This window comes from Mesorhizobium sp. M4A.F.Ca.ET.050.02.1.1 (assembly GCF_003997725.1).
GTDB lineage: Bacteria > Pseudomonadota > Alphaproteobacteria > Rhizobiales > Rhizobiaceae > Mesorhizobium.
In genome coordinates this window covers 1-22,443 of the sequence record NZ_RZSG01000016.1, presented here as the reverse complement: position 1 = coordinate 22,443, position 22,443 = coordinate 1, and the positions used below count along the sequence as shown (strand labels likewise).

General features: G+C 64.5%; 22 protein-coding genes. 18 read left to right on the top strand and 4 right to left on the bottom strand.

The window, feature by feature from the left end; translation table 11 throughout:
* Nucleotide 1 precedes the first annotated feature (1 nt).
* Nucleotides 2-316, bottom strand: coding sequence for a MocE family 2Fe-2S type ferredoxin (locus EOA33_RS02790; protein WP_127404903.1), 315 nt, complete (start codon nt 314-316; stop codon nt 2-4).
* Nucleotides 317-359: 43 nt separating this feature from the next.
* Nucleotides 360-1,466 (bottom strand): fatty acid desaturase family protein, encoded by a 1,107-nt coding sequence (locus tag EOA33_RS02785; protein ID WP_245455287.1) that lies wholly within the window; start codon nt 1,464-1,466, stop codon nt 360-362.
* A 177-nt stretch (nt 1,467-1,643) separates the two neighbouring features.
* On the opposite strand from EOA33_RS02785, the gene EOA33_RS02780 reads away from it, so the two are divergent.
* The 8 genes from EOA33_RS02780 (at nt 1,644) to EOA33_RS02745 (ending at nt 9,336) form a co-directional block, all read left to right on the top strand.
* Entirely contained in the window at nt 1,644-2,675 is a 1,032-nt protein-coding gene (locus tag EOA33_RS02780) for a LacI family DNA-binding transcriptional regulator (protein WP_126057091.1), read from the top strand.
* Between the two features lie 311 nt (nt 2,676-2,986).
* Complete coding sequence (locus EOA33_RS02775; protein WP_126057090.1) at nt 2,987-3,928, top strand: sugar ABC transporter substrate-binding protein; 942 nt, start codon at nt 2,987-2,989, stop codon at nt 3,926-3,928.
* 115 nt (nt 3,929-4,043) lie between these two features.
* Entirely contained in the window at nt 4,044-5,120 is a 1,077-nt protein-coding gene (locus EOA33_RS02770) for an ABC transporter permease (protein WP_126057089.1), read from the top strand.
* Between the two features lie 2 nt (nt 5,121-5,122).
* Complete coding sequence (locus EOA33_RS02765) at nt 5,123-5,893, top strand: ATP-binding cassette domain-containing protein (RefSeq protein ID WP_126057088.1); 771 nt, start codon at nt 5,123-5,125, stop codon at nt 5,891-5,893.
* 80 nt (nt 5,894-5,973) lie between these two features.
* Nucleotides 5,974-6,966, top strand: coding sequence for an inositol 2-dehydrogenase (iolG, locus tag EOA33_RS02760; protein WP_126057087.1), 993 nt, complete (start codon nt 5,974-5,976; stop codon nt 6,964-6,966).
* 31 nt (nt 6,967-6,997) lie between these two features.
* Nucleotides 6,998-7,792 (top strand): SDR family oxidoreductase, encoded by a 795-nt coding sequence (locus EOA33_RS02755; protein ID WP_127404902.1) that lies wholly within the window; start codon nt 6,998-7,000, stop codon nt 7,790-7,792.
* A gap of 229 nt (nt 7,793-8,021) precedes the next feature.
* Nucleotides 8,022-8,156, top strand: a complete 135-nt coding sequence (locus EOA33_RS41285; protein WP_281033003.1) for a hypothetical protein — start codon at nt 8,022-8,024, stop codon at nt 8,154-8,156.
* An 88-nt stretch (nt 8,157-8,244) separates the two neighbouring features.
* Nucleotides 8,245-9,336 carry a 3-deoxy-7-phosphoheptulonate synthase gene (locus EOA33_RS02745; protein ID WP_127404900.1) on the top strand — a complete coding sequence of 364 codons (1,092 nt, stop codon included), beginning with the start codon at nt 8,245-8,247 and terminating at the stop codon, nt 9,334-9,336.
* Nucleotides 9,337-9,430: 94 nt separating this feature from the next.
* Here EOA33_RS02745 and EOA33_RS02740 read toward each other — a convergent pair whose 3' ends face one another.
* Nucleotides 9,431-10,066 (bottom strand): LysE family translocator, encoded by a 636-nt coding sequence (locus tag EOA33_RS02740; RefSeq protein ID WP_127404899.1) that lies wholly within the window; start codon nt 10,064-10,066, stop codon nt 9,431-9,433.
* 126 nt (nt 10,067-10,192) lie between these two features.
* Between EOA33_RS02740 and EOA33_RS02735 the strand changes: the two genes are divergently transcribed.
* Nucleotides 10,193-10,894, top strand: a complete 702-nt coding sequence (locus tag EOA33_RS02735) for a YafY family protein (RefSeq protein WP_127404898.1) — start codon at nt 10,193-10,195, stop codon at nt 10,892-10,894.
* A 368-nt stretch (nt 10,895-11,262) separates the two neighbouring features.
* On the opposite strand, the gene EOA33_RS02730 is transcribed toward EOA33_RS02735, so the two are convergent.
* Nucleotides 11,263-12,372, bottom strand: a complete 1,110-nt coding sequence (locus tag EOA33_RS02730) for a Gfo/Idh/MocA family oxidoreductase (RefSeq protein ID WP_127404897.1) — start codon at nt 12,370-12,372, stop codon at nt 11,263-11,265.
* 250 nt (nt 12,373-12,622) lie between these two features.
* On the opposite strand from EOA33_RS02730, the gene EOA33_RS02725 reads away from it, so the two are divergent.
* The 9 genes from EOA33_RS02725 (at nt 12,623) to phnN (ending at nt 22,188) form a co-directional block, all read left to right on the top strand.
* A complete protein-coding gene (locus EOA33_RS02725) occupies nt 12,623-13,468 on the top strand; it encodes a MurR/RpiR family transcriptional regulator (RefSeq protein ID WP_189375477.1) in 846 nt (281 codons plus the stop codon).
* A gap of 157 nt (nt 13,469-13,625) precedes the next feature.
* A complete protein-coding gene (gene iolC / locus EOA33_RS02720; protein ID WP_127404895.1) occupies nt 13,626-15,554 on the top strand; it encodes a 5-dehydro-2-deoxygluconokinase in 1,929 nt (642 codons plus the stop codon).
* A gap of 36 nt (nt 15,555-15,590) precedes the next feature.
* On the top strand, nt 15,591-17,435 hold the full coding sequence (iolD, locus tag EOA33_RS02715; RefSeq protein WP_127404894.1) for a 3D-(3,5/4)-trihydroxycyclohexane-1,2-dione acylhydrolase (decyclizing): 1,845 nt from the start codon (nt 15,591-15,593) through the stop codon (nt 17,433-17,435).
* Between the two features lie 40 nt (nt 17,436-17,475).
* Entirely contained in the window at nt 17,476-18,390 is a 915-nt protein-coding gene (iolE, locus tag EOA33_RS02710) for a myo-inosose-2 dehydratase (protein ID WP_127404893.1), read from the top strand.
* 66 nt (nt 18,391-18,456) lie between these two features.
* Nucleotides 18,457-18,669 carry a DUF3329 domain-containing protein gene (locus EOA33_RS02705; protein WP_126057076.1) on the top strand — a complete coding sequence of 71 codons (213 nt, stop codon included), beginning with the start codon at nt 18,457-18,459 and terminating at the stop codon, nt 18,667-18,669.
* Between the two features lie 14 nt (nt 18,670-18,683).
* Complete coding sequence (gene iolB, locus EOA33_RS02700; protein WP_127404892.1) at nt 18,684-19,496, top strand: 5-deoxy-glucuronate isomerase; 813 nt, start codon at nt 18,684-18,686, stop codon at nt 19,494-19,496.
* Between the two features lie 181 nt (nt 19,497-19,677).
* A complete protein-coding gene (locus tag EOA33_RS02695; RefSeq protein WP_127404891.1) occupies nt 19,678-20,388 on the top strand; it encodes a DUF1045 domain-containing protein in 711 nt (236 codons plus the stop codon).
* A gap of 34 nt (nt 20,389-20,422) precedes the next feature.
* A complete protein-coding gene (locus EOA33_RS02690; protein ID WP_127404890.1) occupies nt 20,423-21,562 on the top strand; it encodes an alpha-D-ribose 1-methylphosphonate 5-triphosphate diphosphatase in 1,140 nt (379 codons plus the stop codon).
* On the top strand, nt 21,559-22,188 hold the full coding sequence (gene phnN, locus EOA33_RS02685; protein ID WP_189347775.1) for a phosphonate metabolism protein/1,5-bisphosphokinase (PRPP-forming) PhnN: 630 nt from the start codon (nt 21,559-21,561) through the stop codon (nt 22,186-22,188). The genes EOA33_RS02690 and phnN overlap by 4 nt, the downstream gene beginning before the upstream one ends.
* Nucleotides 22,189-22,443 lie beyond the last annotated feature (255 nt).

The window sequence follows — 22,443 nt, the reverse complement described above, 5'->3', positions numbered from 1 at the left end:
ATCACCCGATCTGAATGAGGACTTTGCCGGCGTCGACCTTGACCGGATAGGTCTTGAGGTTGACGCAGACCGGGGCGCCCCTGGCGTCGCCGGTCTTGTAGTTGAAGCGGCCATTGTGCTTCGGGCACTCGATGATGTCGTCCATCACCAGTCCGCCCGCCAGATGCACTTTCTCATGCGTGCACAGCCCATCTGTCGCGAAATACTCGTCCTCCGGGCTGCGATAGATGGCGAAGGTACGGCCGCCATGATCGAACCGCATAACGTCTTCCTCGTCGATGTCTCCGGCCGCGCAGGCCTCGACCCAGTCACTCATGTCGTCCTCCGGCGAATTGGATTGCTCGGCGCGCCTCGGCCGGTCATTCGGCCGCTGCAGCCGTGGGATGATCGCTGTGCAGATCCTCGCGATAGGGGCGAGCCGTCGGCGGCAGCTCCCGCTTGATGAAGTAATCCTCGTAGCGAAGCTGGCGCAGGAAGGCCGGGATCATCTCGCGGTAGCCGGCCAGGATCGACGGCGTCGGCGCCGGCAGGTCATGCTTGATCAACTCGTGCAGCCTGGGCAGCGCGTGGTAGGGCACCATCGGAAACATGTGGTGCTCGACATGGTAGTTCATGTTCCAGTAGATGAACCTGCTGATCGGATTCATGTAGACGGTGCGGCTGTTGAGGCGGTGGTCGATGACGTTGTCGGCAAGGCCGCCATGCTGCAACAGGCCGGTCATGACGTGATGCCAGGCGCCGTAGAGCCTGGGCAGCCCGACCAGCATCAGCGGCAGGAACGAGTCGAAATAGAACGCCGACGCGATCGTGGCGGCATAGATCGCCGCCCAGATGCGGGCGATGCGGATCGCCTTCGGCTGCTCCTGCTCGGGAATGAAGGTTTTTTCCGCCGCGCTGATGTTGCCGGCCGCGTTGCGCAGCATGTCGCTCATCGCGCGCCAGGCGTCGAGGACGCCGACGAAGGCCAGTGCCGTGCGGATCAGGTCCGGCGGCCGCATCACGGCGATTTCCGGATCGCGGCCGACGATGATCGTGTCGGTGTGGTGGCGCGTGTGGCTCCAGCGCCAGGTCACCGGGTTGCGCATGATCATGAAGCAGGCGATTTGGTAGATGGCGTCGTTCATCCACTGCGTGCGAAAGGCGGTGCCGTGGCCGCATTCGTGCCAGCGTGAATCGGTCGAGGAGCCGTAAAGCGTGCCGTAGACGAAGAAGAACGGCACGCACCACCACGTGCCCCAGAACCAGGCGCCGCCGGCGGCGCTGAGGACCAAGGCGCCGAGCCAGATGACGGTGTCGCGGATCGCCGGCTGGTCCGAGCGCTGCATCAATTCCTTCATCTGCTTGCGCGGGATGTCGGTGTGGTACCACTCGGCCGCCGAGAGACCATTCTCCACCGCCAGCCTGGCGTCGCGGCCAACCAGGCTGTAGTCGCGCCGGGATGGCGCCGCGTCCATCATTGCCGTCATCGCTTCCTCCATCAGCACCTTGCGGCTCGGCCCTCGCGTAAAGCGGTGGGGCGGGTGCACGGTCGGCGTCGAAATGCAAAATAGCTCCAAGCCATGATAGTCTCAATATCAGAAAGATAGTTTCTATCATTTCATATCAGGACGAGGTAAACTGAGTCGGCAAGCGAGGGAGTGCTCATGGCAAAGCGGCCGACCATTACCGATCTGGCACGCGTCTCCGGTGTCAGCGTTGCCACCGTTGATCGCGTCTTGAACAACCGCCTGCCGGTAAAGGAGGAAACGGCGCGCCGCGTCTATGAGGCTGCGACCGAGATCGGCTATCACGCCGCGGGACTGATCAGGCAGCGCATGCGCCAGGAATTGCCGGAATACCGCCTGGGCTTTCTGCTGTTGCGAGGCAATGATATTTTCTACGGCGATTTCGCGCGGGAGCTGGAACTTGCAGTCTCGCAATCGCAGCGCTTTCGCGGCGTCGCGACGATCGATTTCGCCGCGTCGCTGGCCGCCGACGAGATCGCCGCCCAGACACGCAGGCTGGCCGCGAAATCGAGGGCCGTGGCCGTCGTCGGTCCGGACCACCCGACGCTGACGGCGACGGTGGAGGCCCTGAAGGCCAGGAATGTACCGGTGTTCTCCTTGCTGTCCGACTTCGCCGCCGGCATCCGCGAGGGCTATGTCGGCCTCGACAACCGCAAGGTCGGTCGCACCGCGGCCTGGATGATCGCCAAGGCGGCCAGGAAGCCGGGCAAGGTCGCCCTCTTCGTCGGCAGCCACCGCTTCCATGGCCATGAACTGCGCGAGATCGGCTTCCGCTCCTTCTTCCGCGAGCATGCCCCGGAATTCATCGTAATGGAGACTCTGGTCAACCTGGAAGCGAACCAGGTGACCCACGATGCGATGATCGATCTCCTTGCCCGGCATCCGGACCTCGCCGGCTGCTATGTCGCCGGCGGTGGCATGGAAGGCGCGGTCTCGGCGCTGCGAGCAGCGCGGCCCGCGCATATGCCGGTCGTCGTCTGCAACGAGATCAACGCAGAATCGCGCGCGGCACTCGCCGACAACATCCTCACCATGGTGATCTCCACGCCACTCGCCGCGCTCTGCCGCGAGCTTGTCGATCTGATGGCCCATGCCATCGAGGCCGGCGCCGCCAACGCGCCTGGCCAGACCTTCCTGCCATTCGACATCTATCTGCCGGAAAACATCTAGCCGCACGGCATCCACGTGCCGGCGCGCCGGCCAGGCGAAATGATAGAATCTATCAGGCCAGTCCGAAAATCCGGCGCCGGGCTTCCGATTCGCCCTTGACGCCGCCGCCTGAAATGGAATAAATATTTCACGAACTGGGTATTTTGGTTCTTTCGTTCCGGAACATCTGTTTCAAACAGAGGACTTGGCGTTCCATCATGCAAAGGGCGCCCTCCGGAACCGGAATAGAAAGCGGGAGAGATTCCTCGGGAGATCGGGGATTCCGGGCAAAAGATCGGTGCAGCCGGACACCAATGTGGAGGAGAAATACAATGAAGAAACTGCTTTTGGGCGTCGCACTGTCGGCGCTTATGAGTTCGTCCGCCTTCGCCGCCAAGATCGGCGTTTCGATGGCGCTTTTCGACGACAACTTCCTGACCGTTCTGCGCAACGGCATGATCGCGCAGGCCAAGGGCATGAGCGGTGTCGAACTGCAGGTCGAAGACGCGCAGAACGACGTCGCCAAGCAGCTTGACCAGATCAAGAACTTCGCCGCCTCGGGCGTCGACGCCATCATCGTCAACCCGGTCGATACCTCGGCCACCCAGGCGATGTCGGACGCGGCTGCCGCGGCCAAGATCCCGCTGGTCTATGTCAACCGCGAGCCGGTCAACGTCGATACGCTGCCGGACAACCAAGCCTTCGTCGCCTCGAACGAGGCTGAATCCGGCACGTTGGAAACCCAGGAAGCCTGCCGCCTGTTCAAGGAAGCGGGCAAGAAGGAAGCCAATGTCTACGTGATCATGGGCGAGCTTTCCAACCAGGCCGCGGTGCAGCGCACCAAGGACATCGAGGAAGTCATTGCTACGCCGGACTGCAGCTTCATCAAGATCATCGACAAGCAGACCTCGAACTGGAAGCGTGACGAGGCCCAGAACCTGATGACCAACTGGTTGTCGGCCGGCAAGCCCTTCGATGGCGTCATCGCCAACAACGACGAAAGCGCCATCGGCGCCATTCAGGCGATGAAGGCCGCCAACATCGACATGAAGTCGGTGGTCGTCGGCGGCGTCGACGCCACCCAGGACGCGCTTGCCGCAATGCAGGCGGGCGATCTCGACGTGACGGTGTTCCAGGACGCCGCTGGCCAGGGCGCCGGCGCGCTGGACGCCGCGCTGAAGCTCGCCAAGGGCGAGAAGGTGGAACACAAGGTCTATATCCCGTTCCAACTCGTCACGCCGGCCAACATCGACAAGTTCCTGAAGAAGAACTGAGGCTGCGCTAGGCTAAACGGAGCGGCGCATCAAATCATAACAACGGCGCCGCTCCCCATTTTCCCTCACCGCCCGAACCGGCGGGAGGGCGAACGCGGCCGACGGAGGAAAACACGTGGCACAGACATCTCATGGCGTCGGCGGGCTGACCTACGATGCGAAGAAACGCGCATGGCCGGCCGAGTTCAACGTTTTCCTGGCGCTGGTAATTCTCGTTGTCGTCTTCGAGTTGATCGGCCGGATCTTTCTTGGTGACAGCTTCCTGTTCAACACCCGCAGCGACGTTGGCCGGATCTTCAACGAGGCCCGCCTGCAGATCATCATCCTGCAGGTTTCGATCGTCGGCATCATCGCTATCGGCGTGACGCAGGTGATCATCAGCGGCGGCATCGACCTGTCCTCGGGCTCGATCGTCGGCGCGACGGCGATGATCGCCATGAGCTTTGCCCAGGTAGCGACGGTCAATGGCAACCCGAACCCCAAGGCGATGTTCCTGGCGCAGGGCTGGACCGACCTGCCCGTGATCGTCCCGCTGCTCGTCGCCATCTCTTGCGGCCTTATCGCCGGCCTGATCAACGGTGCGCTGATCGCCTATACGCGCATCCCGCCCTTCATCGCCACGCTCGGCATGATGGTCACCGCGCGCGGCATCGCCAAATGGTGGTCGAAGGGTCAACCGATCTCGTTTCCGACCGACAGTTTCGCCGCCATCGGCAAGGGCCTGATGCCGGTTATCATATTCATTTCGCTGGCGATCCTGTTCCAGCTCATCTTGAGCTACACCAGATACGGCAAGCACTGTTACGCCATCGGCTCCAATGAGGACGCCGCACGCATGTCCGGCATCAAGATCGCCAACCACAAGGTGCTGGTCTATGTCATCGCCGGCATTCTCGCTTCCGTTGCCGCGGTGGTGCTGTCCTCCAAGAACCTCACCGCCCAGGCCGGCATGGGCGTGATGTACGAGCTCGATGCGATCGCCATGGCGGTCATCGGCGGCGTCTCGCTGTCGGGCGGCCGCGGCTCGATCATCGGCACCGTCATCGGCTCGCTGATCTTCGGCGTCATCATCTCCGGCTTCACCTTCCTGCGCCTCGACGCCTACTACCAGGAGATGGTCAAGGGCGTGATCATCGTCGGCGCGGTGGTTCTCGATCAATGGCGCCAGCGTCGCCGCGCGATAGGAGCTTGACCATGTCGGACATCGTTCTCAAGACCGAAAACCTGACCAAGCGCTATGGCGGCGTGCATGCTCTCGAAGGCGCGAACTTCGAACTGCGCAAGGGCGAGCATGTCGCCATCATGGGCGACAACGGCGCCGGCAAGTCGACCTTCGTGCGCCAGATCACCGGCGTCGAGCAGCGAACCGACGGCAAGGTCTGGTTCGACGGCAAGGAAGTGAACTTCGCCGGGCCGATCGAGGCGCGCGAGGCCGGCATCGAGACCGTGTTCCAGAACCTCGCGCTCGCCGACGATCTCGACGTGCCGTCCAACCTCTTCCTCGGCCGCGAGAAGGTGTTGTTCAATCTCGGCCCCTTCTCGATCCTCGACCGCAAATTCATGCGCAAGGCGACCGAGGCGGCATTGGTCCGCACCGCGGTGAAGATCCCGAACCTCTCGAGCACCATCCGCCACATGTCGGGCGGCCAGCGCCAGTGCGTGGCGATCGCCCGCACCGCGACCTTCGCGTCCAAGCTGATCATCATGGACGAGCCGACGGCGGCCCTTGGCGTGCAGGAGACGGCGCAGGTCGAAAACATCATCCGCACGCTGAAGGAGAATGGCGAACCGCTGATCCTGATCAGCCACAACATGCGCCAGGTGTTCGACCTGGTCGACCGCATCGTCGTCTTCCGGCGCGGCAAGATCGTCGCCAATTTGCGCAAGCAGGACACCGACGGCAACGACATCGTCGCCTACATCACCGGCGCCAAGACCGGGCAGGCGGAGCTCCAGGCGGCCTGACGGGCGTCACGACGGGACCAACCAGATCGTCCGCGCCTAGAGGCGCGGACATGTTTTAGAACCACCTCAAAGGACAATTCATGACTATCCGCTTCGCTCTTCTCGGCGCCGGCCGCATCGGCAAGGTCCATGCCCGCGCCGTCGGCTCCAATCCCGACGCAAAACTGGTTGCCGTTGCCGATGCTTTCGAGAAGGCGGCGAGCGATCTGGCCTCGGCCTATGGCGCCGAAGTGCGCAGCATCGAGGCCATCGAGAAGGCCAAGGACATCGACGCCGTCATCATCTGCACGCCCACCGACACCCATGCCGACCTCATCGAGCGCTTTGCCAAGGCCGGCAAGGCGATCTTCTGCGAGAAGCCGATCGACCTCGACTTCAAGCGCGTGGAAAAATGCCTGGCCGTGGTCGAGAAGGCCGGCGCCACGCTGATGGTAGGCTTCAACCGCCGCTTCGACCCGCATTTCGCCGCCGTGCGCAAGGCGATCGATGACGGCGCCATTGGCGCGGTCGAGATGGTCACCATCACCTCGCGCGATCCGGGCGCGCCGCCGCTCGAGTACATCGCCCGCTCGGGCGGCATCTTCCGCGATATGACCATCCACGATTTCGACATGGCGCGCTTCCTGCTCGGCGAGGAGCCGGTGGCGGTCAGCGCCCATGCCTCGGTGCTGGTCGACAAGAAGATCGGCGAGGCCGGCGATTTCGACTCGGTCAGCGTCATCCTGGAAACCGCGTCGGGCAAGCAGGCCGTCATCTCCAACTCGCGCCGCGCCACCTATGGCTACGACCAGCGCATCGAGGTGCACGGCTCGAAGGGCATGGTCGCCGCCGAGAACCAGCGGCCGGTGTCGATCGAGCTTGCCAACGACAAGGGCTACACCCGCCCGCCGCTGCACGACTTCTTCATGACCCGCTACCTCGACGCCTACGCCAACGAGATCGCCGCCTTCATCGGCGCGGCAACCAAGGGCAAGAAGGCGGCGCCAAGCGGAACGGACGGCCTTGTGGCGCTGAAGCTTGCGGACGCCGCGCTGAAGTCGGCGAAGACCGGCAAGACTGTTCGCGTCGACTGAGCTTTTTGAATTCGAACACAGGAGAACAGCGATGAGCGGTTTGGCCGGTCGCAATTCGGAAACGCGCGCCATCGTCACCGGCGGCGCGCAAGGTATCGGCTTCGCCGTCGCCGAGGCGCTGGCCGACGAGGGCTGCCGCGCGCTGGCGCTGGTCGGCCGCTCGCAGGAGAAGGGCGACAAGGCCGTCGCGGCGCTGAAGAACGGCGGCGTCGACGCCATCTTCATCAGCGCCGACGTCGCCAGGGTCGCCGACTGCAAGCGCGCTGTCGACACGGCGATCGCGCATTTCGGCACGCTGAACGCGCTGGTCAACGCCGCCGCCACCTCGGCGCGCGGCTCGCTTATCGAAACGACAGAGGACGTCTTCGACCAGATTTTCGACACCAATGTACGCGGCCCCTTCTTCCTGATGCAGGGCCTGGTCGCGCATCTTCTGGCGCGTAAGGCGCCGGGCTCGATCGTCAACGTGCTGTCGATGTCGGCGCATGCCGGACAGTCCTTCCTGACGCCCTATTCGACCAGCAAGGGCGCGCTGATGACGCTGACCAAGAATGTCGCCAGCTCCTATCGGAGGGACCGCATCCGCTGCAACGCCGTGCTGCCCGGCTGGATGGACACAGAGGGCGAGGCGATCGTGCAGAAGAAGTGGCACGACGCGCCGGACGACTGGCTGGAAAAGGCCGAGGCCGCGCAGCCGATGGGCCAATTGGTCAAGCCCGCGCAGCTTGCCCGGCTGATCACCTACATGCTGAGCCCGCAGGCCGGCGTCATGACCGGCTCGCTGGTCGACTATGACCAGAACGTCGCCGGCGTGATCGGCGAGTAAGGGCCGGCGCTGCGGCCAGCCCTTTCGTCACTATACGGGGAGAAATGCCCGGCAGGGCAATGAGGGGCAGCGCCGACTTTGACAGCTATGGGTCCAAACTCAGGTTGAAGGCCGATATCTCCGCCTGGCCTTGTCTTTCTGCCGTAGGCGCCGCCCCTCACCTGCCTTCCGGCATCCTCTCTCCGTATAGCGACGGGGAGAGGGGCGCCGTCATCAACGGTTTCGCCAATTGGCCCGCTACAACACGACACGTGACAAACGCTTCGGCTTCGACTATATGAGCCGCATGATCCACCTGACCGCCTCGTTTTGGTACTTTAGCTACGGTAGCTCGCTGGCGGCGGGAGGATTGCGCTCGATCTGAAGATTGCAGCAAAACAGTCCGACAAGCCGCCAGACCTGGCGGCTTTTTTGTTTCAGCCGGCAGGTCTCCTAACCAGGAGCAGAAAGCCGTGTTGACCACCACAGACGACCTTCGGGTCACCGACCTCAAGGAACTGAGCACGCCGGAAGAGGTGATGCGCGAGATACCGCGCACGCTGACGGCGACGCGCACCGTTACCGCGTCGCGCAACGCCATCCATTCGATCCTGACGGGTGCCGACGACCGGCTTTTGGTCATCGTCGGCCCCTGTTCGATCCACGATCCGGTCGCCGCGATGGACTACGCCAGCCGTCTGGCGGCGCTGCGCGAAGCCCTTGCCGACCGGCTCGAGATCGTCATGCGCGTCTATTTCGAGAAGCCGCGCACCACGGTCGGTTGGAAGGGTCTGATCAACGATCCCGACCTCGACGGCAGCTTCAACATCGACAAGGGGTTGCGTATGGCGCGCAACGTGCTCGCCGCCGTCAACAATCTCGGCCTGCCGGCGGCGACCGAGTTCCTCGATATGACCACGCCGCAATACATCGCCGACCTCGTCGCCTGGGGCGCCATCGGCGCGCGCACAACCGAAAGCCAGATCCATCGCGAGCTGGCGTCGGGCCTCTCCTGCCCGGTCGGCTTCAAGAACGGCACCGACGGTAATCTTCGGATCGCCGCTGAGGCGGTGAAATCGGCCGCTCAGCCGCATCATTTCATGGCGGTGACCAAGGGCGGGCGGAGCGCGATCGCGGCGACCACCGGCAACGAGGACTGCCACGTCATCCTGCGCGGCGGGATCCAGCCCAACTACGACGCGGTGAGCGTCGCCGCGTCCGCTGCGGAACTCGGACGCATCGGGGTCGCGCCGCGTCTGATGATCGATGTCAGCCACGCCAACTCGAGCAAGAGGCCGGAGAACCAGCCCAAGGTGGCGGCCGACGTGGCCGGCCAGGTGGCGGCCGGCGACGAGCGCATCATCGGCGTCATGATCGAGAGCAACCTCGTCACCGGCCGCCAGGACGTGGTGCCCGGCAAGCCGCTCACCTACGGCCAGAGCATCACCGATGGCTGCATCGACTGGGCGACCACCGAGACGGTGCTGCACGGGCTTGCCGGCGCGGTCGAATGGCGCCGGTCCGTGAAACGCGAAATGCTGGCGACCCGGCAGGGCGCGGCCTGACTTCCTACTCCCCCTCTGGGAGAAGGTGGATCGGACGCGCAGCGCCGAGACAGATGGGGGATGCTGGAAGGAACTCGGCGTGGACCCTTGAGGCTCACGCCGAGTTCAATCCCTCCCAGGCGGTGAACACCGAGACCGCGAACAGCAGCAGCCCCGCCGCCCGACCGGCAAGGACGGTCGCCTGCGGGTTGGCGACCAGCAGCTCACGGCTGCGGCCGGCGGTAACCGCGAGCCCGCCATAGATGGCGGCCTGCGTGGCGATCGTCATCAGCCCCATGACGGTCGCCTGCATCCAGATCGGGCCGTAATCCGGCTTCAGGAACTGCGGATAGACGGCGAGGATGAAGAGGTAGGCCTTCGGATTGATCAGGCAGGTCATCAGCCCCTGGCGAAACGCCTTCCAGGCGGAACGGCTGCCGGAAGGCCCGTCCTGGCCGATGGTGATGGAGCTGCGCATCAGCGTGATGCCGATATAGGCCATGTAGGCGGCGCCGGCGACCAGCAGCGGCGTGAACAGGATCGGTACGAAATGCATGAGCAGGCCGACGCCGATCGCGCCGTTCAGCGTGTGCACAATGCCGCCCAGCATGATGCCGCCGGTCGCGGCAAGGCCTCTGTTGCTGCCGCCGGTCAGCGCATTGGCCAGCACGAACAGCATGTCCATGCCAGGCACGGCGATGATCCCGAACAGCAGGATGAAGAAGAGCCAGAGATTTTCCGCATAGCCCATGTCAGTTGCCTGTCGCCGCGCCCCGCAAGGCGCCAATGAATCTATTGATTTTCAAGCCGGTAAGCGGCCCTATAGGTCATCGCAACTGACGGGGATGTGTCAGTTGCGTTCGGAGCTGGTAAGGAAATGCGCAAGGCCTCGCGCCTGTTCGAGATCATCCAGATCCTGCGGCTGGCCAGGCAGCCGGTGACGGCGGCCATGATTGCCGAACAGCTGGAAGTGACAGTGCGCTCGATCTATCGCGATATCGCGGCACTTCAGGCGATGCGCGTTCCGATCGAGGGCGGGCGCGGCATTGGCTACGTCCTGCGTCCGGGCTTCGACCTGCCGCCACTGATGTTCTCGATCGAGGAGATGGAGGCGATCGTGCTGTCGCTGGCCCTGCTCGAGCGCACCGGCGACGACGAGCTCAAGCAGGCCGCAAAGCGCGTAAGCGCCAAGATCGCCGGCGCGGTGCCGCCGCCCTTGCGCCAGACGCTCGACGCCAATGCTCTGCACGCCTGGGGTTTTGCAGCGCCTTCGGCTTCGGCGGTCGATCTTGCCTTGGTGCGCCGTGCCATTCGCGACGAGGAGAAGCTCGACCTTTCATATCGCGATGAAGCGGGCCGCAACACGAAGCGCATCATCCGGCCTGTCGCGCTCATCTACTACGCCGAGACCGCCAACATCGTCGCCTGGTGCGAGTTGCGCCAGGCCATCCGCAACTTCCGCAGCGACCGCATCGAGGACTGCCGGCTGGCGGGCCTATGGTTCAAGGGCGAAGGCGACCGGCTGCGGCAGGTCTGGGTGGACGGCTGGGAGATCAACGCATCGGCTGCGAGCGCCTGAGAGGGATCTCAAGATACGTACCGCGGAAATTCCGACCTGTCGCGTTGTGCTTACCTTGGTATCTCGGAACCCTCGGAGATTGGCCGAAACGCCCATCAGGTCGTCATCCTATGGCGGAGCAAGGAGCGAAGCGACGCGGCGCAGACCATGGGATCCATGCCGTGACGTTGAAGCGTTGCGAAGGTGCAGAATTCTGCGCCGCTGCATCCTTCGGCCGAGGTAACGGCATGGATCCTTGGGTCTTCACTCCGCTTCGCGTCGCTACGCCCAAGGATGACGAAGTCGGAAAGCTGCGTCCAATCGCAAACGTTTGCGACGGTTCGCGGGAAAGCCGGCAACCTTTCTTCGCGTCGGCGAACGACGTGAAATTACCGCACGTCCACCCAGCGCTGTTCCTGGAACGAGCGCGCCATCGCATGCACGGTGCGCTCGATCTCCAGCCCCTCGTCGAAGTCGATGATCCTCGCCGGCTTGCCGGCAAGCCGCAGCAGGAGCTCGCGGCATTCGATGATCTTGAGGTCATTGAAGCCGAGGCCGTGGCCCGGCGCCGGCACGAAGGCGTCGTAAGGCTTGTGGTGCGGCGCCACCAGGATCGTGCGGTAGCCCTGCTCGGTCGGCCTGTCGGCCGTCAGGTAGAGCTGGAACTCATTGAACCTCTCCTGGTCGTAGAGGATCGAGCCCTTCGAGCCGAAGATCTGGATGGCGATGCGGCCCTTGCGGCCCCAGGCCGAGCGGTTGACCAGCAGCGTGCCGGCTATGCCGTTCTCGAGATGCATCAGCACGCTGGCGATGTCGTAGGTCTCGACCGCGCGGCGCCCCCCGGATGCGACCTTGCGGTCGGCATAAGGCTTGGCCATGTCGCACATGACGCGGCCGACGCGGCCGAACAGCACCTTGATCAGCGACAGCGGATGCACGGCGAAATCGTCGAGCGCGCCGTAGCCCGACGCCGCCTCGTGCTTCCAGAAGAACGCCGCCTCGGGGTCGGCCATGAAGTCCTCGTCCATCTCGATGCGTAGATGGTTGACCTCGCCGATGATCTTCTCCTCGAGCAGCGCGCCGATATGGCGGATGGCAGGGTTCTGGATGTAGTTGTAGCCGAGCGCCGCCACCTTGCCGGATTTCCCGGCCGCCTCTGCCATCGCCTCGGCTTCCGTGAAGCCTGGCGCCATCGGCTTCTCGCACCAGAGATGCTTGCCGGCTTCGAGGATGGCGATGGCCATTTCCGGATGGTACTGGTTGGGCGTGGTCAGCGAGACGATCTCGACCTCCGGGTCGTCGACCACGGCGCGCCAGTCGCCGGAGCCTTTCGCGAAGCCGAATTCACCGGCCTTGCGTTTGGCAAGCTCGTCATTGACCTCGCCGAGATGCACCAGCTTCGGCTTGGCCACGTCGGGAAACACGGTGGCGACAGAGCTCCAGGCGATGGCATGGCACTTGCCCATGAAACCCGTGCCGATGAGGCCCACTCCGACCATTTGGATGTCTCCGCGCCAGAGCAATTCCAGGAAAAGTAAGAAACGGCTTTCCGTCCGGAATTGCGTCAACAAACAGCTAGAACGGTTCTGCGTTTCCAGGAACCGTTCTGGGGAAGAATTTCGCGTGGATGAATTAATCCATTTCCGCTTGGAATGGAATGTCCAAATCATTTTTTATGGCGTTCTTGCGTGAAGTCGCTATGATGAGGCAGGAGAGGGGACTATCGGTATGGCCGTGGGCGGAGCGACGATGGACGAACGGGTTCCCCGCGATTTCGAGACGCTGCGCGCGACGATCCTGGAGCGGCGCCAGAGCCTGCCCAAGCGCATCGCGCAGATCGCCGCCTATGCGCTCGACAATCCCGACGACATCGCCTTCGGTACCGCTGCCAGCATCGCCGCCTCCGCCGGCGTCCAGCCCTCGACGCTGATCCGCTTCGCCCAGCAGCTTGGCTTCGACGGCTTCACCAGCCTGCAGCTTGTGTTCCGCGAGCGCCTGCGCGAACGCAATTCCTCCTATGACGAGCGGCTGGCCGCATTGCGCGCCAAGGCCGAGGAAGGCGCCGGCCACCGGGCGATCTTCGACGGTTTCGTCGCCGCCGCCAGTACCTCGCTGAGTGACATTTCGCGCACGCTGAACGAACCGCATTTCGAGGAGGCCATCGCGCTGCTGGCCAAGGCCGAGACCATTTTTGTGCTGGCCAAGCGCCGCTCCTACCCGGTCGCCTCCTACATCGCCTATGCGCTGGGCAAGCTCAAGATCCGCAACCAGCTGATCGAGTCGGCCGCCGGGCTGAACGCCGAGATGATCGGCTTTGCCACGCCGAGGGACGCCGTCATCGCCATCAGCTTTTCTCCTTACGCGCCGGCGACCATCGAAGAGACGCGTTCCATTTCCGAACAGGGCGTGCCGATCGTCGCCATCACCGACTCGTCGTTCTCGCCGCTGGCCCAGTTCGCCGAGGTCTGGTTCGAGGTCGCCGAGGCCGATTTCGCCGGCTTCCGCTCGCTGTCGGCGACCATGGCGCTGGCCATGGCGCTGACCGTCGCAGTCGGCGAGAAGCGGCGCGACACGGGCCGCAAGCGCAAGGGCTGAACGGCTCGGGCCTGCAGTCTTTTTCGGCTAGGGAATGCTCATTCCATCTTGACTACAGATTGGAATTATTATTTCATAATTCAGGCGTCACGCTGCCGCTCGCGCGTGTACCCCAAAACGGGGTTGCTCAAGACAATAAGGCCGATGGGAGGTTCGAATGGGCGAAGCCGTGGAAGCGAAAGCGCTCGACGTCATCACCATCGGTCGCGCCTCGGTCGATCTCTATGGCCAGCAGATCGGCTCACGGCTGGAGGACATCACCTCCTTCGCCAAATCGGTCGGCGGCTGCCCGGCCAACATCTCCGTCGGCACCGCCAGGCTCGGCCTGCGCTCGGCGCTGCTCACCCGCGTCGGCGACGAGCAGATGGGCCGCTTCATCCGCGAGCAGCTCAAGCGTGAAGGCGTCTCGGTCGATGGGCTGAAGACCGACAAGGAGCGGCTGACCGCGCTGGTGCTGCTCTCGGTCGAGGACGAAGGCGTCTCGCCGATGATCTTCTACCGCTCCGACTGCGCCGACATGGCGCTGGCCGAGGAGGATATCGACGAGGCGTTTATTGCCTCTGCCCGCGCGATCGTCGTCACCGGCACGCATTTCTCGCGACCTAACAGCGATGCCGCGCAGCGCAAGGCGATCCGCATCATGAAGGCCAAGGGCGGCAAGGTGGTCTTCGACATCGACTACCGTCCCAACCTCTGGGGCCTCGCCGGCCATGCCGAGGGCTTCGAGCGTTACGTCAAGTCGGACCGCGTCTCGGCCCAGCTGAAGACGGTGCTGCCGGATTGCGACCTGATCGTCGGCACCGAGGAGGAGATCATGATCGCCTCGGGCGCCGACGATTGCCTGAGCGCGCTGAAGACCATCCGCTCCTTGTCCTCGGCCACCATCGTGCTCAAGCGCGGCGCCATGGGCTGCATCGTCTATGACGGGCCGATCAGCGACGACCTCGAGGACGGCGTCGTCGGCAAGGGCTTCCCGATCGAGGTCTACAACGTGCTCGGCGCTGGCGATGCCTTCATGTCGGGCTTCCTGCGCGGCTGGCTCGGCGGTGAAAGTTTTGCCACGGCTGCGACCTGGGCCAATGCCTGCGGCGCCTTCGCGGTGTCGCGCCTGCTCTGCGCGCCGGAATATCCGACCTTCGAGGAATTGCAGTACTTCCTCAAGCACGGCAGCAAGCATCTGGCGCTGCGCAAGGACGAGGCCATCAACCACATCCATTGGGCGACGACGCGCCGGCGCGATGTTCCCTCGCTGATGGCGCTCGCCTGTGACCATCGAATCCAGCTCGAGGACGTCGCCGCCAAGGCCGGTGCCGATGTCGCGCGCATCGAGGATTTCAAGGTGCTGACCGTCAAGGCGGCGGCCAGGGTCGCCGCCGGCCGCGCCGGTTACGGCATGCTGCTCGACGAGAGATACGGCCGCGACGCCATGTTCGAATTCGCCCGCCATCCCTTCGCCTGGCTTGGCCGCCCGGTCGAGCTGCCGGGCTCGCGACCGCTGCGCTTCGAATTCTCGCAAGACATCGGCTCGCAGCTGATCGACTGGCCGGTCGAGCACTGCATCAAATGCCTGTGCTTCTACCACCCGGACGACCCCGAGGCGCTGAAGCTAGAGCAGCAGCAGAAGCTGCGCAGCCTGTTCGAGGCCGCGCGGAAAGTGGGCAGGGAGCTTCTCGTCGAGATCATCGCCGGCAAGCACGGCAAGCTCGAAGACACCACCATTCCGCGCGCGCTGGAGGAACTCTACGCGCTGGGCATCAAGCCCGACTGGTGGAAGCTCGAGCCGCAGGCATCCGCAAGCGCCTGGGCCAAGATCGAGGCGGTGATCGTCAAGAACGATCCATGGTGCCGCGGTGTCGTGCTGCTCGGGCTCGAGGCGCCGCAGGACGAGCTCGTCGCGGCGTTTGCCGCTACCGCCAAGGCACCGATCGTCAAGGGCTTTGCCGTCGGTCGCACCATCTTCATCAACGCCGCCGAACAATGGCTGGCCGGCAAGATGTCGGATGAGGAGGCGGTGGCCGACATGGCTGCTCGCTTCGAACAGTTGACCGAGGCGTGGCTTGCCGCGCGCGGCCGCAAGGCAGCATGAGAAAACGGCGCTAATGAAAGCCGGAGGAAACGACAAATGACGAAGACCGTTCGCCTGACCATGGCGCAGGCCGTGACCCGCTTCCTGTCGCGCCAGATGACCGAGATCGACGGCCAGAAAGTACCGATCTTCGGCGGCGTCTGGGCGATCTTCGGTCATGGCAACGTCGCCGGGCTCGGCGAGGCGCTCTACCAGGTGCGCGACGAATTGCCGACCTTCCGTGCCCACAACGAGCAGGCGATGGCGCATGCGGCGATCGCCTATGCCAAGGCCAATTTCCGCCGCCGCTTCATGGCCGCGACCAGCTCGATCGGTCCCGGTGCGCTGAACATGGTGACGGCGGCAGCCCTGGCACACGTAAACCGGTTGCCTGTCCTGTTTTTGCCGGGTGATGTCTTCGCCAACCGCTTGCCCGATCCGGTGTTGCAGCAGGCGGAAGACTTCTCCGACGGCACGGCGAGCGTCAACGACTGCTTCCGCGCCGTGTCGCGCTATTTCGACCGCATCACGCGACCGGAGCAGATCATCCCGGCGCTCAACCGCGCCATGCAGGTGCTGACTGACCCGGCCGAATGCGGCCCGGTGACGCTCTCACTTTGCCAGGACGTGCAGGCCGAGGCCTACGATTATCCCGAAAGCCTGTTTGCCGAGCGCGTCTGGACACCGCGCCGGGTTCGTCCGGACCGCAACGAACTGGCCGCCGCCGTCGCGGCGCTGAAGGGCGCGAAGAAGCCGCTGGTGATCGCCGGCGGCGGGGTGCTCTATTCGCAGGCTTCGACCGAGTTGGCCAAGTTGGTGCAAAGCGCCGGCATCCCGGTCTGCGAGACGCAAGGCGGCAAATCCTCGCTGCCGGACGACCATCCGCTCAACATGGCCGCTGTCGGCGTCACCGGCACCTCCGCCGCCAACCGGCTGGCGGAGCAGGCCGATGTCGTGCTGGCCGTCGGCACCAGGCTGCAGGATTTCACCACCGGCTCCTGGGCGCTGTTCAAGAATGCCGGCCGCACCATCATCGGGCTGAACACGCAGGTCTTCGATGCCGGCAAGCACTGGGCGCTGCCGCTGGTCGCCGACGCGGCAGAAGGGCTGGCGGAACTGTCCGCTGCGCTCAAGGGCTGGAAGGCGCCATCCGCCTGGACCGACACTGCGCTGAAGGGCAAGACGGAGTGGCAGGTCGCCGCCGCCAAGGTGACGGCCTCGACCAATGCCGCCTACCCGTCCGATGCGCAAGTGATCGGCGCCGTGCAGCGCGCCATGGGCTCAGGCCTCACCTTGCTGCATGCGGCAGGCGGTCTGCCCGGCGAGTTGCACAAGCTCTGGCAGGCCGGCGCGCCGGGTTCCTACCATGCCGAATACGGCTTCTCGACCATGGGCTACGAGATCGCCGGCGGGCTCGGCGTCAAGATGGCGAAGCCCGACCAGGAGGTCGTCGTCATGGTCGGCGACGGCTCCTACCTGATGCTCAATTCCGAGATAGCGACCTCGGTGATGCTCGGCCTCAAGCTCACCATCGTGCTGCTCGACAACCGCGGCTATGGCTGCATCAACCGGCTGCAGATGGCGACCGGCGGCGCCAACTTCAACAATCTCCTGAAGGACGCACGCCACGAGGTGATGCCCGATGTTGACTTCGCCGCCCATGCGGCAAGCCTCGGCGCGACGGCCGAGAAGGTGGCCTCGATCGCCGAGCTGGAGACGGCGCTCGCCAGGGCCAAGGGCAATGACAAGACCACCGTGCTGGTCATCGACACCGATCCGCTGGTGTCGACCGAAGCCGGCGGCCACTGGTGGGATGTCGCCGTGCCGGAGGTCTCGTCGCGGCCACAGGTGAATGCGGCGCGCAAGAAATATGAGGAAGCCGTGGGCAGCCGTCAGGGCTGAGCCGCGTCTGCCTCGCAACGACCGACATTGGAGTGACGACTTGAAAGCCAAACTGGGCATGTCCCCCATCGCGTGGTGGAACGACGATCTCGTGGAACTGAGCGACGACGTGTCGCTGGAGGAGTGTCTGCGCCAGTCGCGCTCGGCCGGCTTCACCGGCATGGAGATGGGCCGCCGCTTCCCCAACGATCCGAAGGTGATGCTGCCGATCCTGAAAGAGGCGGACGTCACGCTGTGCGGCGGCTGGTTCTCCGGCACGCTGGTTGATGAGGAGATGGCCAGGAACAAGGACCGCATCCAACCGATGATCGACCTGTTCAAGGCCGTCAACGCGCCCTGCATCGTTTATGGCGAGGTCGGCCGCTCCATCCAGGGCGACCGTTCAAAGCCGCTCGCCACCAAGCCGAAACTCTCCGGTGACGAGATGAAGGCCTATGGCAGGCGCCTGACCGAATTCGGCGAATGGTGCGCCGAGCAGGGCATGCCGCTTTCCTACCACCATCACATGGCGGCGGTCGTCGAGACCGAGCCGGAGCTCGATGCCTTCATGCGCCATTCCGGCGAAGGCATTCCGTTGCTGCTCGACGCCGGCCACCTCGCCTTTGCCGGCGGCGACGTGCTGCGCGCCATCGACAACCACCACAAGCGCATCAACCACGTCCATGTGAAGGATGTGCGCATGGGCGTGATCGACAAGCTCGACCGCACGAAACAGTCCTTCCTCGATGCCGTGGCGCTCGGCGCCTTCACCGTTCCGGGCGACGGTTCGTTGGATTTCGGCGCCATCGTGCAGCGGTTTGCCGACCATGGCTATGAAGGCTGGTTCGTGGTCGAGGCCGAGCAGGACCCGAAGGCAAATCCACCGCTCAGGATGGCGCAGGTCGGCTACAAGGAGCTGATGCGGGTGATGACGGCCGCCGACTACACGGTCGAGACGCAGGGTTTTCCGGCCTGAACGGTGGATTAGTCAGGGCGCTCGGTCTATCTGATGCGCTTTGGCTAAATCCGGGATTGGCGCGCGATGAAAGACTATGAGCACCCGTTCTTCCGGCCGCTGTGGCGGCGCATCGCCGTGGTGGCTGTCTGCCTGGCCTGGTCGGTGATTGAGTTCGCTTCCGGCACGCCTTTCTGGGGCGTTATCGCGCTCGGCTTCGCCGGCTATGCCGTCTGGCAGTTCTTCTATCTCTACAAGCCGGCCGAAGAGGCCAAGCCTCCGGCCGAACCGAAGGAATGATTGAGGAGACAAAAATGTCCAAACTGCTCGTCAAGGCCGACAAGGGCCACGGCCGCGTCGCCCACGTCACGCCGCAAAGCGCCGGCTGGACCTATGTCGGCTTCGATCTTCATCGGCTGAAAGCGGGCGAGACGGCTTCGGGTGAAACGGCCGACCGCGAGGTCTGCCTGGTCTTCGTCACCGGCAAGGGCAAGGCGTCCGCCGCCGGCACGGATCTCGGCCTGCTCGGCGAGCGCATGTCGCCCTTCGAGGGCAAGCCCTGGTCGGTCTATGTGCCTGAGGGGTCCAACTGGTCGGTGACCGCTGACACCGAGCTGGAACTCGCCGTCTGCTCGGCTCCCGGCCTTGGCGGCGGCCTGCCGGCCCGCGTCATCGCTCCGCGGGATCTCGGCCAGGAGGTGCGCGGCAAGGGCACCAACACGCGCTACGTCACCAACATTCTGCCCGAAGGCAAGCCGGCCGACTCTTTGCTGGTGGTCGAGGTCATCACGCCGGGCGGTCACACCTCCAGCTATCCGCCGCACAAGCATGACCAGGACAATCTCCCCGCGGAGTCCTATCTCGAGGAAACCTACTACCACCGCCTCAACCCGCCGCAGGGCTTTGCCTTCCAGCGCGTCTATACCGACGCCGGCAGGAATGGCGAGCGCGAGCTGGACGAGGCGATGGCGATCGAGGACGGCGATGTGGTGCTGGTGCCGAAGGGCTACCACCCATGCGCCGCCTGCCATGGCTACGATCTCTACTATCTCAACGTCATGGCCGGGCCGAAGCGCACCTGGAAGTTTCACAACGCGCCCGAGCACGAATGGCTGATGAAAGCCTGACTGAGCATTTTGCAGCCAAGCGGAATCGCTTCCGGTTCGCGGTCGGTTGAAGCCATTGGTCCAGCACGGAAAAATCGTCGGCTAAGGACCTACCTGGCCGATTTGCCATCGAAAACCATCGTAAGCTTCGTCAATCCGTCATGGAAATCACCTATGGCAACGGGTCTGACGAGGACTTCTTATGCGCTACGCCATCTATTTCACCCCAAGCCAGGACGAGCCGCTGGCGCGGATCGCCGCCAATTGGCTGGGACGCGACCCGTTCGGCGCCGCCACTCGGCCGGTCGAGGCCGTGGGTGAGCTGTCGGCGGCCGAAGTTGCCTTCCACACCGCCTCGGCGCGCCGTTACGGTTTCCATGCCACGCTGAAGGCGCCATTCCGGCTGGCCGGGAACGAGACTGAGGCTTCTCTGCGCGCCGCGCTCGACAGCTTTGCCGAAGGGACCCAGGCGGTCATCATCCCGCGCCTGGTCGTCGGCCAGATCGACGGCTTCTTCGCGCTGGTGCCGGAAGCGCCGGTGCCGGCGCTCAACCGCTTCGCCGGCGATGTCGTGCTCGCCTTCGACCGCTTCCGCGCGCCGCTGACCGAGGCCGAGATCGAGCGCCGCAGCCCCGATTCGCTGAAGCCGGACGAGTTCCGCAACCTGTGCCAATGGGGCTACCCTTACGTCTTCGAGACCTTCCGCTTTCATATGACGCTGTCCGGCCGCGTCGCGTCACAGGAAAGCCCTCGTCTGCGCGCAGCAATCGACAGCCTGTTCACGGAAGTGCTGCTGCGGCCGGTGTTGGTCGATGCGCTGACGCTGTTCGTCGAAACCGAACCGGGCGCCCCATTCATGGTGCTGTCCCACCACGCGCTGGGACGCCGCTTGCCTGAGGCAAAAACTGCTTGAGACCAAACTGCCTGATTACCAAGGACTGCCTGAAATGACCGCCGAGACCGTTCTCACCAATGCCCGCATCGTGCTTGCCGACGAGATCGTCGAGGGCTCGCTGGTGCTGCGCGACGGCCTGATCGCCGCCATCGATCCGGGTGCTGCCCGCGCCGGCGAGGACATGGGCGGCGACTACATCATTCCCGGCCTGGTCGAGCTGCACACCGACCACCTCGAAGGCCATTACGCGCCACGCCCGAAGGTGCGCTGGAATCCGATCGCCGCCGTGCTTGCTCATGACGCGCAAGTGGCGACCGCCGGCATCACCACCGTGCTCGATGCCTTGCGTGTCGGCATGGACGAGGACGCCGACCTCACATCCGCCGACATTCGCAAGCTTGCCGACGCCATCGAGGACAGCGTCGAGCAGGAGCGGCTCAGGGCCGACCACTTCATCCATCTGCGCTGCGAGGTCTCGGCGCCGGACTGCCTGAAGGCCTTCGCCAATTTCGAGACCGACGAGCGGGTGAAGCTGGCGTCGCTGATGGACCATGCGCCAGGACAGCGCCAGTTCGTCAATCTCGAAACCTATGCCTATTACTACCAGCGCAAGCTGAAGCTCTCCGATCGCGACTTCCGGAAGTTCTGCGAAAAGCGCATGGCGGAATCGGCCATGAATTCCGGCCCGAACCGCGTCTTCCTCTCCGCCGCCTGCCACGAGCGCGGCATCGTGCTCGCCAGCCATGACGACGCCACCGCCGGCCACGTCGAGGAAGCAATCGAGCAAGGCGTGCGCGTCGCCGAGTTCCCGACTACGGAGGAGGCGGCCCGGGCCTCGAAGGCGGCCGGCCTCGGCGTGCTGATGGGGGCGCCCAACGTCATGCGCGGCGCCTCGCATTCCGGCAACGTCTCGGCCCGTACGCTGGCCGGCGATGGCCTGCTCGACATATTGTCGTCCGACTACATCCCCTTCAGCCTGATCCAGTCGGCCTTCTTCCTCGGCGACGTGGTCGAGGGAATCTCGCTGCCGCAGGCGGTTGCCATGGTCTCGAGGAACCCGGCGGAGGCGGTCGGGCTCGACGATCGCGGCGTCATCGAGCCGGGCCGGCGCGCCGATCTGGTGCGCGTGCGCGTCGACGATCATGTGCCGGTCGTGCGCACCGTCTGGCGGCAGGGGCGCCGGGTAGCATGATGGTCTCGGCCTTGCTCGAACGCGAACTGTCGGCCGAGAGGTTCCCGATCCGCAACGGCGTCTTCGTCGCCGTGGTCGGTCCGAGCGGCGCCGGCAAGGACACGGTGATAGGCTATGCGAAGGCCCGCTTCGCCGAAGAGACCCGGCTGGAATTCGTGCGCCGTGTCATCACCCGTCCGAGCGATGCGGCGAGCGAGGACCACGACACGCTGGCCGACGCCGCCTTCGCCGAGGCTGAAGCCGACGGCGCTTTCGCCCTGTGTTGGGATGCCCACGGCCTGCGCTACGGCCTGCCCGCCGATGTCGACTGGGCGGTCGCCAACGGCCATGTCGCGGTCGCCAACGTCTCGCGGTCTGTTATTCCGGCGCTGCGCGAGCGTTACGCCAATCTGGCGGTGGTCGAGATCACCGCGGCGCCGGAAATCCTCGCCGAGCGGCTGGCGGCGCGCGGCCGTGAATCGCGCGGCGAGGTGCTGGCGCGCCTGGCGCGCAGCGCCAGCATCGCGCTCTCCGGACCGGACGTCACCTCGATCGACAACAGCGGCGCCAAGGACATCGCCGGCGAGCGCTTCGCCGAGGTGCTGCGCAAGGCGATGGCGTTTTCGGATCTGTCCAGCATGATCTGAGGTGAATTGATTTCAGGTGATGCCGGCTTGCATGTGGGAGGTTGAGCCGAGACTTGTTGATGTCGGCGCCGCCCTTCATTGCCCTGCCGGGCATTTCTCCCCGTATAGTGACGGGGAGAAAGGGCTGATGTCCGAACCGGATAGATAGGTAACAGAATGGACCGATTGCATAGGTGACAGTTTTCTCCCTCGCCGGAGGACCCGGCGATGGTTTGGCGAGAGACTGGCATCATGGACGAGCGGCTTCGTTTTGTA

Excerpts from the sequence above, each read along its gene's own strand:
- EOA33_RS02690 (WP_127404890.1), top strand. The coding sequence starts at position 20,423 with ATGACCGCCGAGACCGTTCTCACCAATGCCCGCATCGTGCTTGCCGAC.
- iolB (WP_127404892.1), top strand. The coding sequence starts at position 18,684 with ATGTCCAAACTGCTCGTCAAGGCCGACAAGGGCCACGGCCGCGTCGCC.
- iolG (WP_126057087.1), top strand. The coding sequence starts at position 5,974 with ATGACTATCCGCTTCGCTCTTCTCGGCGCCGGCCGCATCGGCAAGGTC.
- EOA33_RS02790 (WP_127404903.1), bottom strand. The coding sequence starts at position 316 with ATGAGTGACTGGGTCGAGGCCTGCGCGGCCGGAGACATCGACGAGGAA.
- EOA33_RS02735 (WP_127404898.1), top strand. The coding sequence starts at position 10,193 with ATGCGCAAGGCCTCGCGCCTGTTCGAGATCATCCAGATCCTGCGGCTG.
- EOA33_RS02775 (WP_126057090.1), top strand. The coding sequence starts at position 2,987 with ATGAAGAAACTGCTTTTGGGCGTCGCACTGTCGGCGCTTATGAGTTCG.
- EOA33_RS02695 (WP_127404891.1), top strand. The coding sequence starts at position 19,678 with ATGCGCTACGCCATCTATTTCACCCCAAGCCAGGACGAGCCGCTGGCG.
- phnN (WP_189347775.1), top strand. The coding sequence starts at position 21,559 with ATGATGGTCTCGGCCTTGCTCGAACGCGAACTGTCGGCCGAGAGGTTC.
- EOA33_RS02785 (WP_245455287.1), bottom strand. The coding sequence starts at position 1,466 with ATGACGGCAATGATGGACGCGGCGCCATCCCGGCGCGACTACAGCCTG.
- iolC (WP_127404895.1), top strand. The coding sequence starts at position 13,626 with ATGGGCGAAGCCGTGGAAGCGAAAGCGCTCGACGTCATCACCATCGGT.
- EOA33_RS02705 (WP_126057076.1), top strand. The coding sequence starts at position 18,457 with ATGAAAGACTATGAGCACCCGTTCTTCCGGCCGCTGTGGCGGCGCATC.
- EOA33_RS02755 (WP_127404902.1), top strand. The coding sequence starts at position 6,998 with ATGAGCGGTTTGGCCGGTCGCAATTCGGAAACGCGCGCCATCGTCACC.
- EOA33_RS02765 (WP_126057088.1), top strand. The coding sequence starts at position 5,123 with ATGTCGGACATCGTTCTCAAGACCGAAAACCTGACCAAGCGCTATGGC.
- EOA33_RS02740 (WP_127404899.1), bottom strand. The coding sequence starts at position 10,066 with ATGGGCTATGCGGAAAATCTCTGGCTCTTCTTCATCCTGCTGTTCGGG.
- EOA33_RS02725 (WP_189375477.1), top strand. The coding sequence starts at position 12,623 with ATGGACGAACGGGTTCCCCGCGATTTCGAGACGCTGCGCGCGACGATC.
- iolD (WP_127404894.1), top strand. The coding sequence starts at position 15,591 with ATGACGAAGACCGTTCGCCTGACCATGGCGCAGGCCGTGACCCGCTTC.
- EOA33_RS02730 (WP_127404897.1), bottom strand. The coding sequence starts at position 12,372 with ATGGTCGGAGTGGGCCTCATCGGCACGGGTTTCATGGGCAAGTGCCAT.
- EOA33_RS02780 (WP_126057091.1), top strand. The coding sequence starts at position 1,644 with ATGGCAAAGCGGCCGACCATTACCGATCTGGCACGCGTCTCCGGTGTC.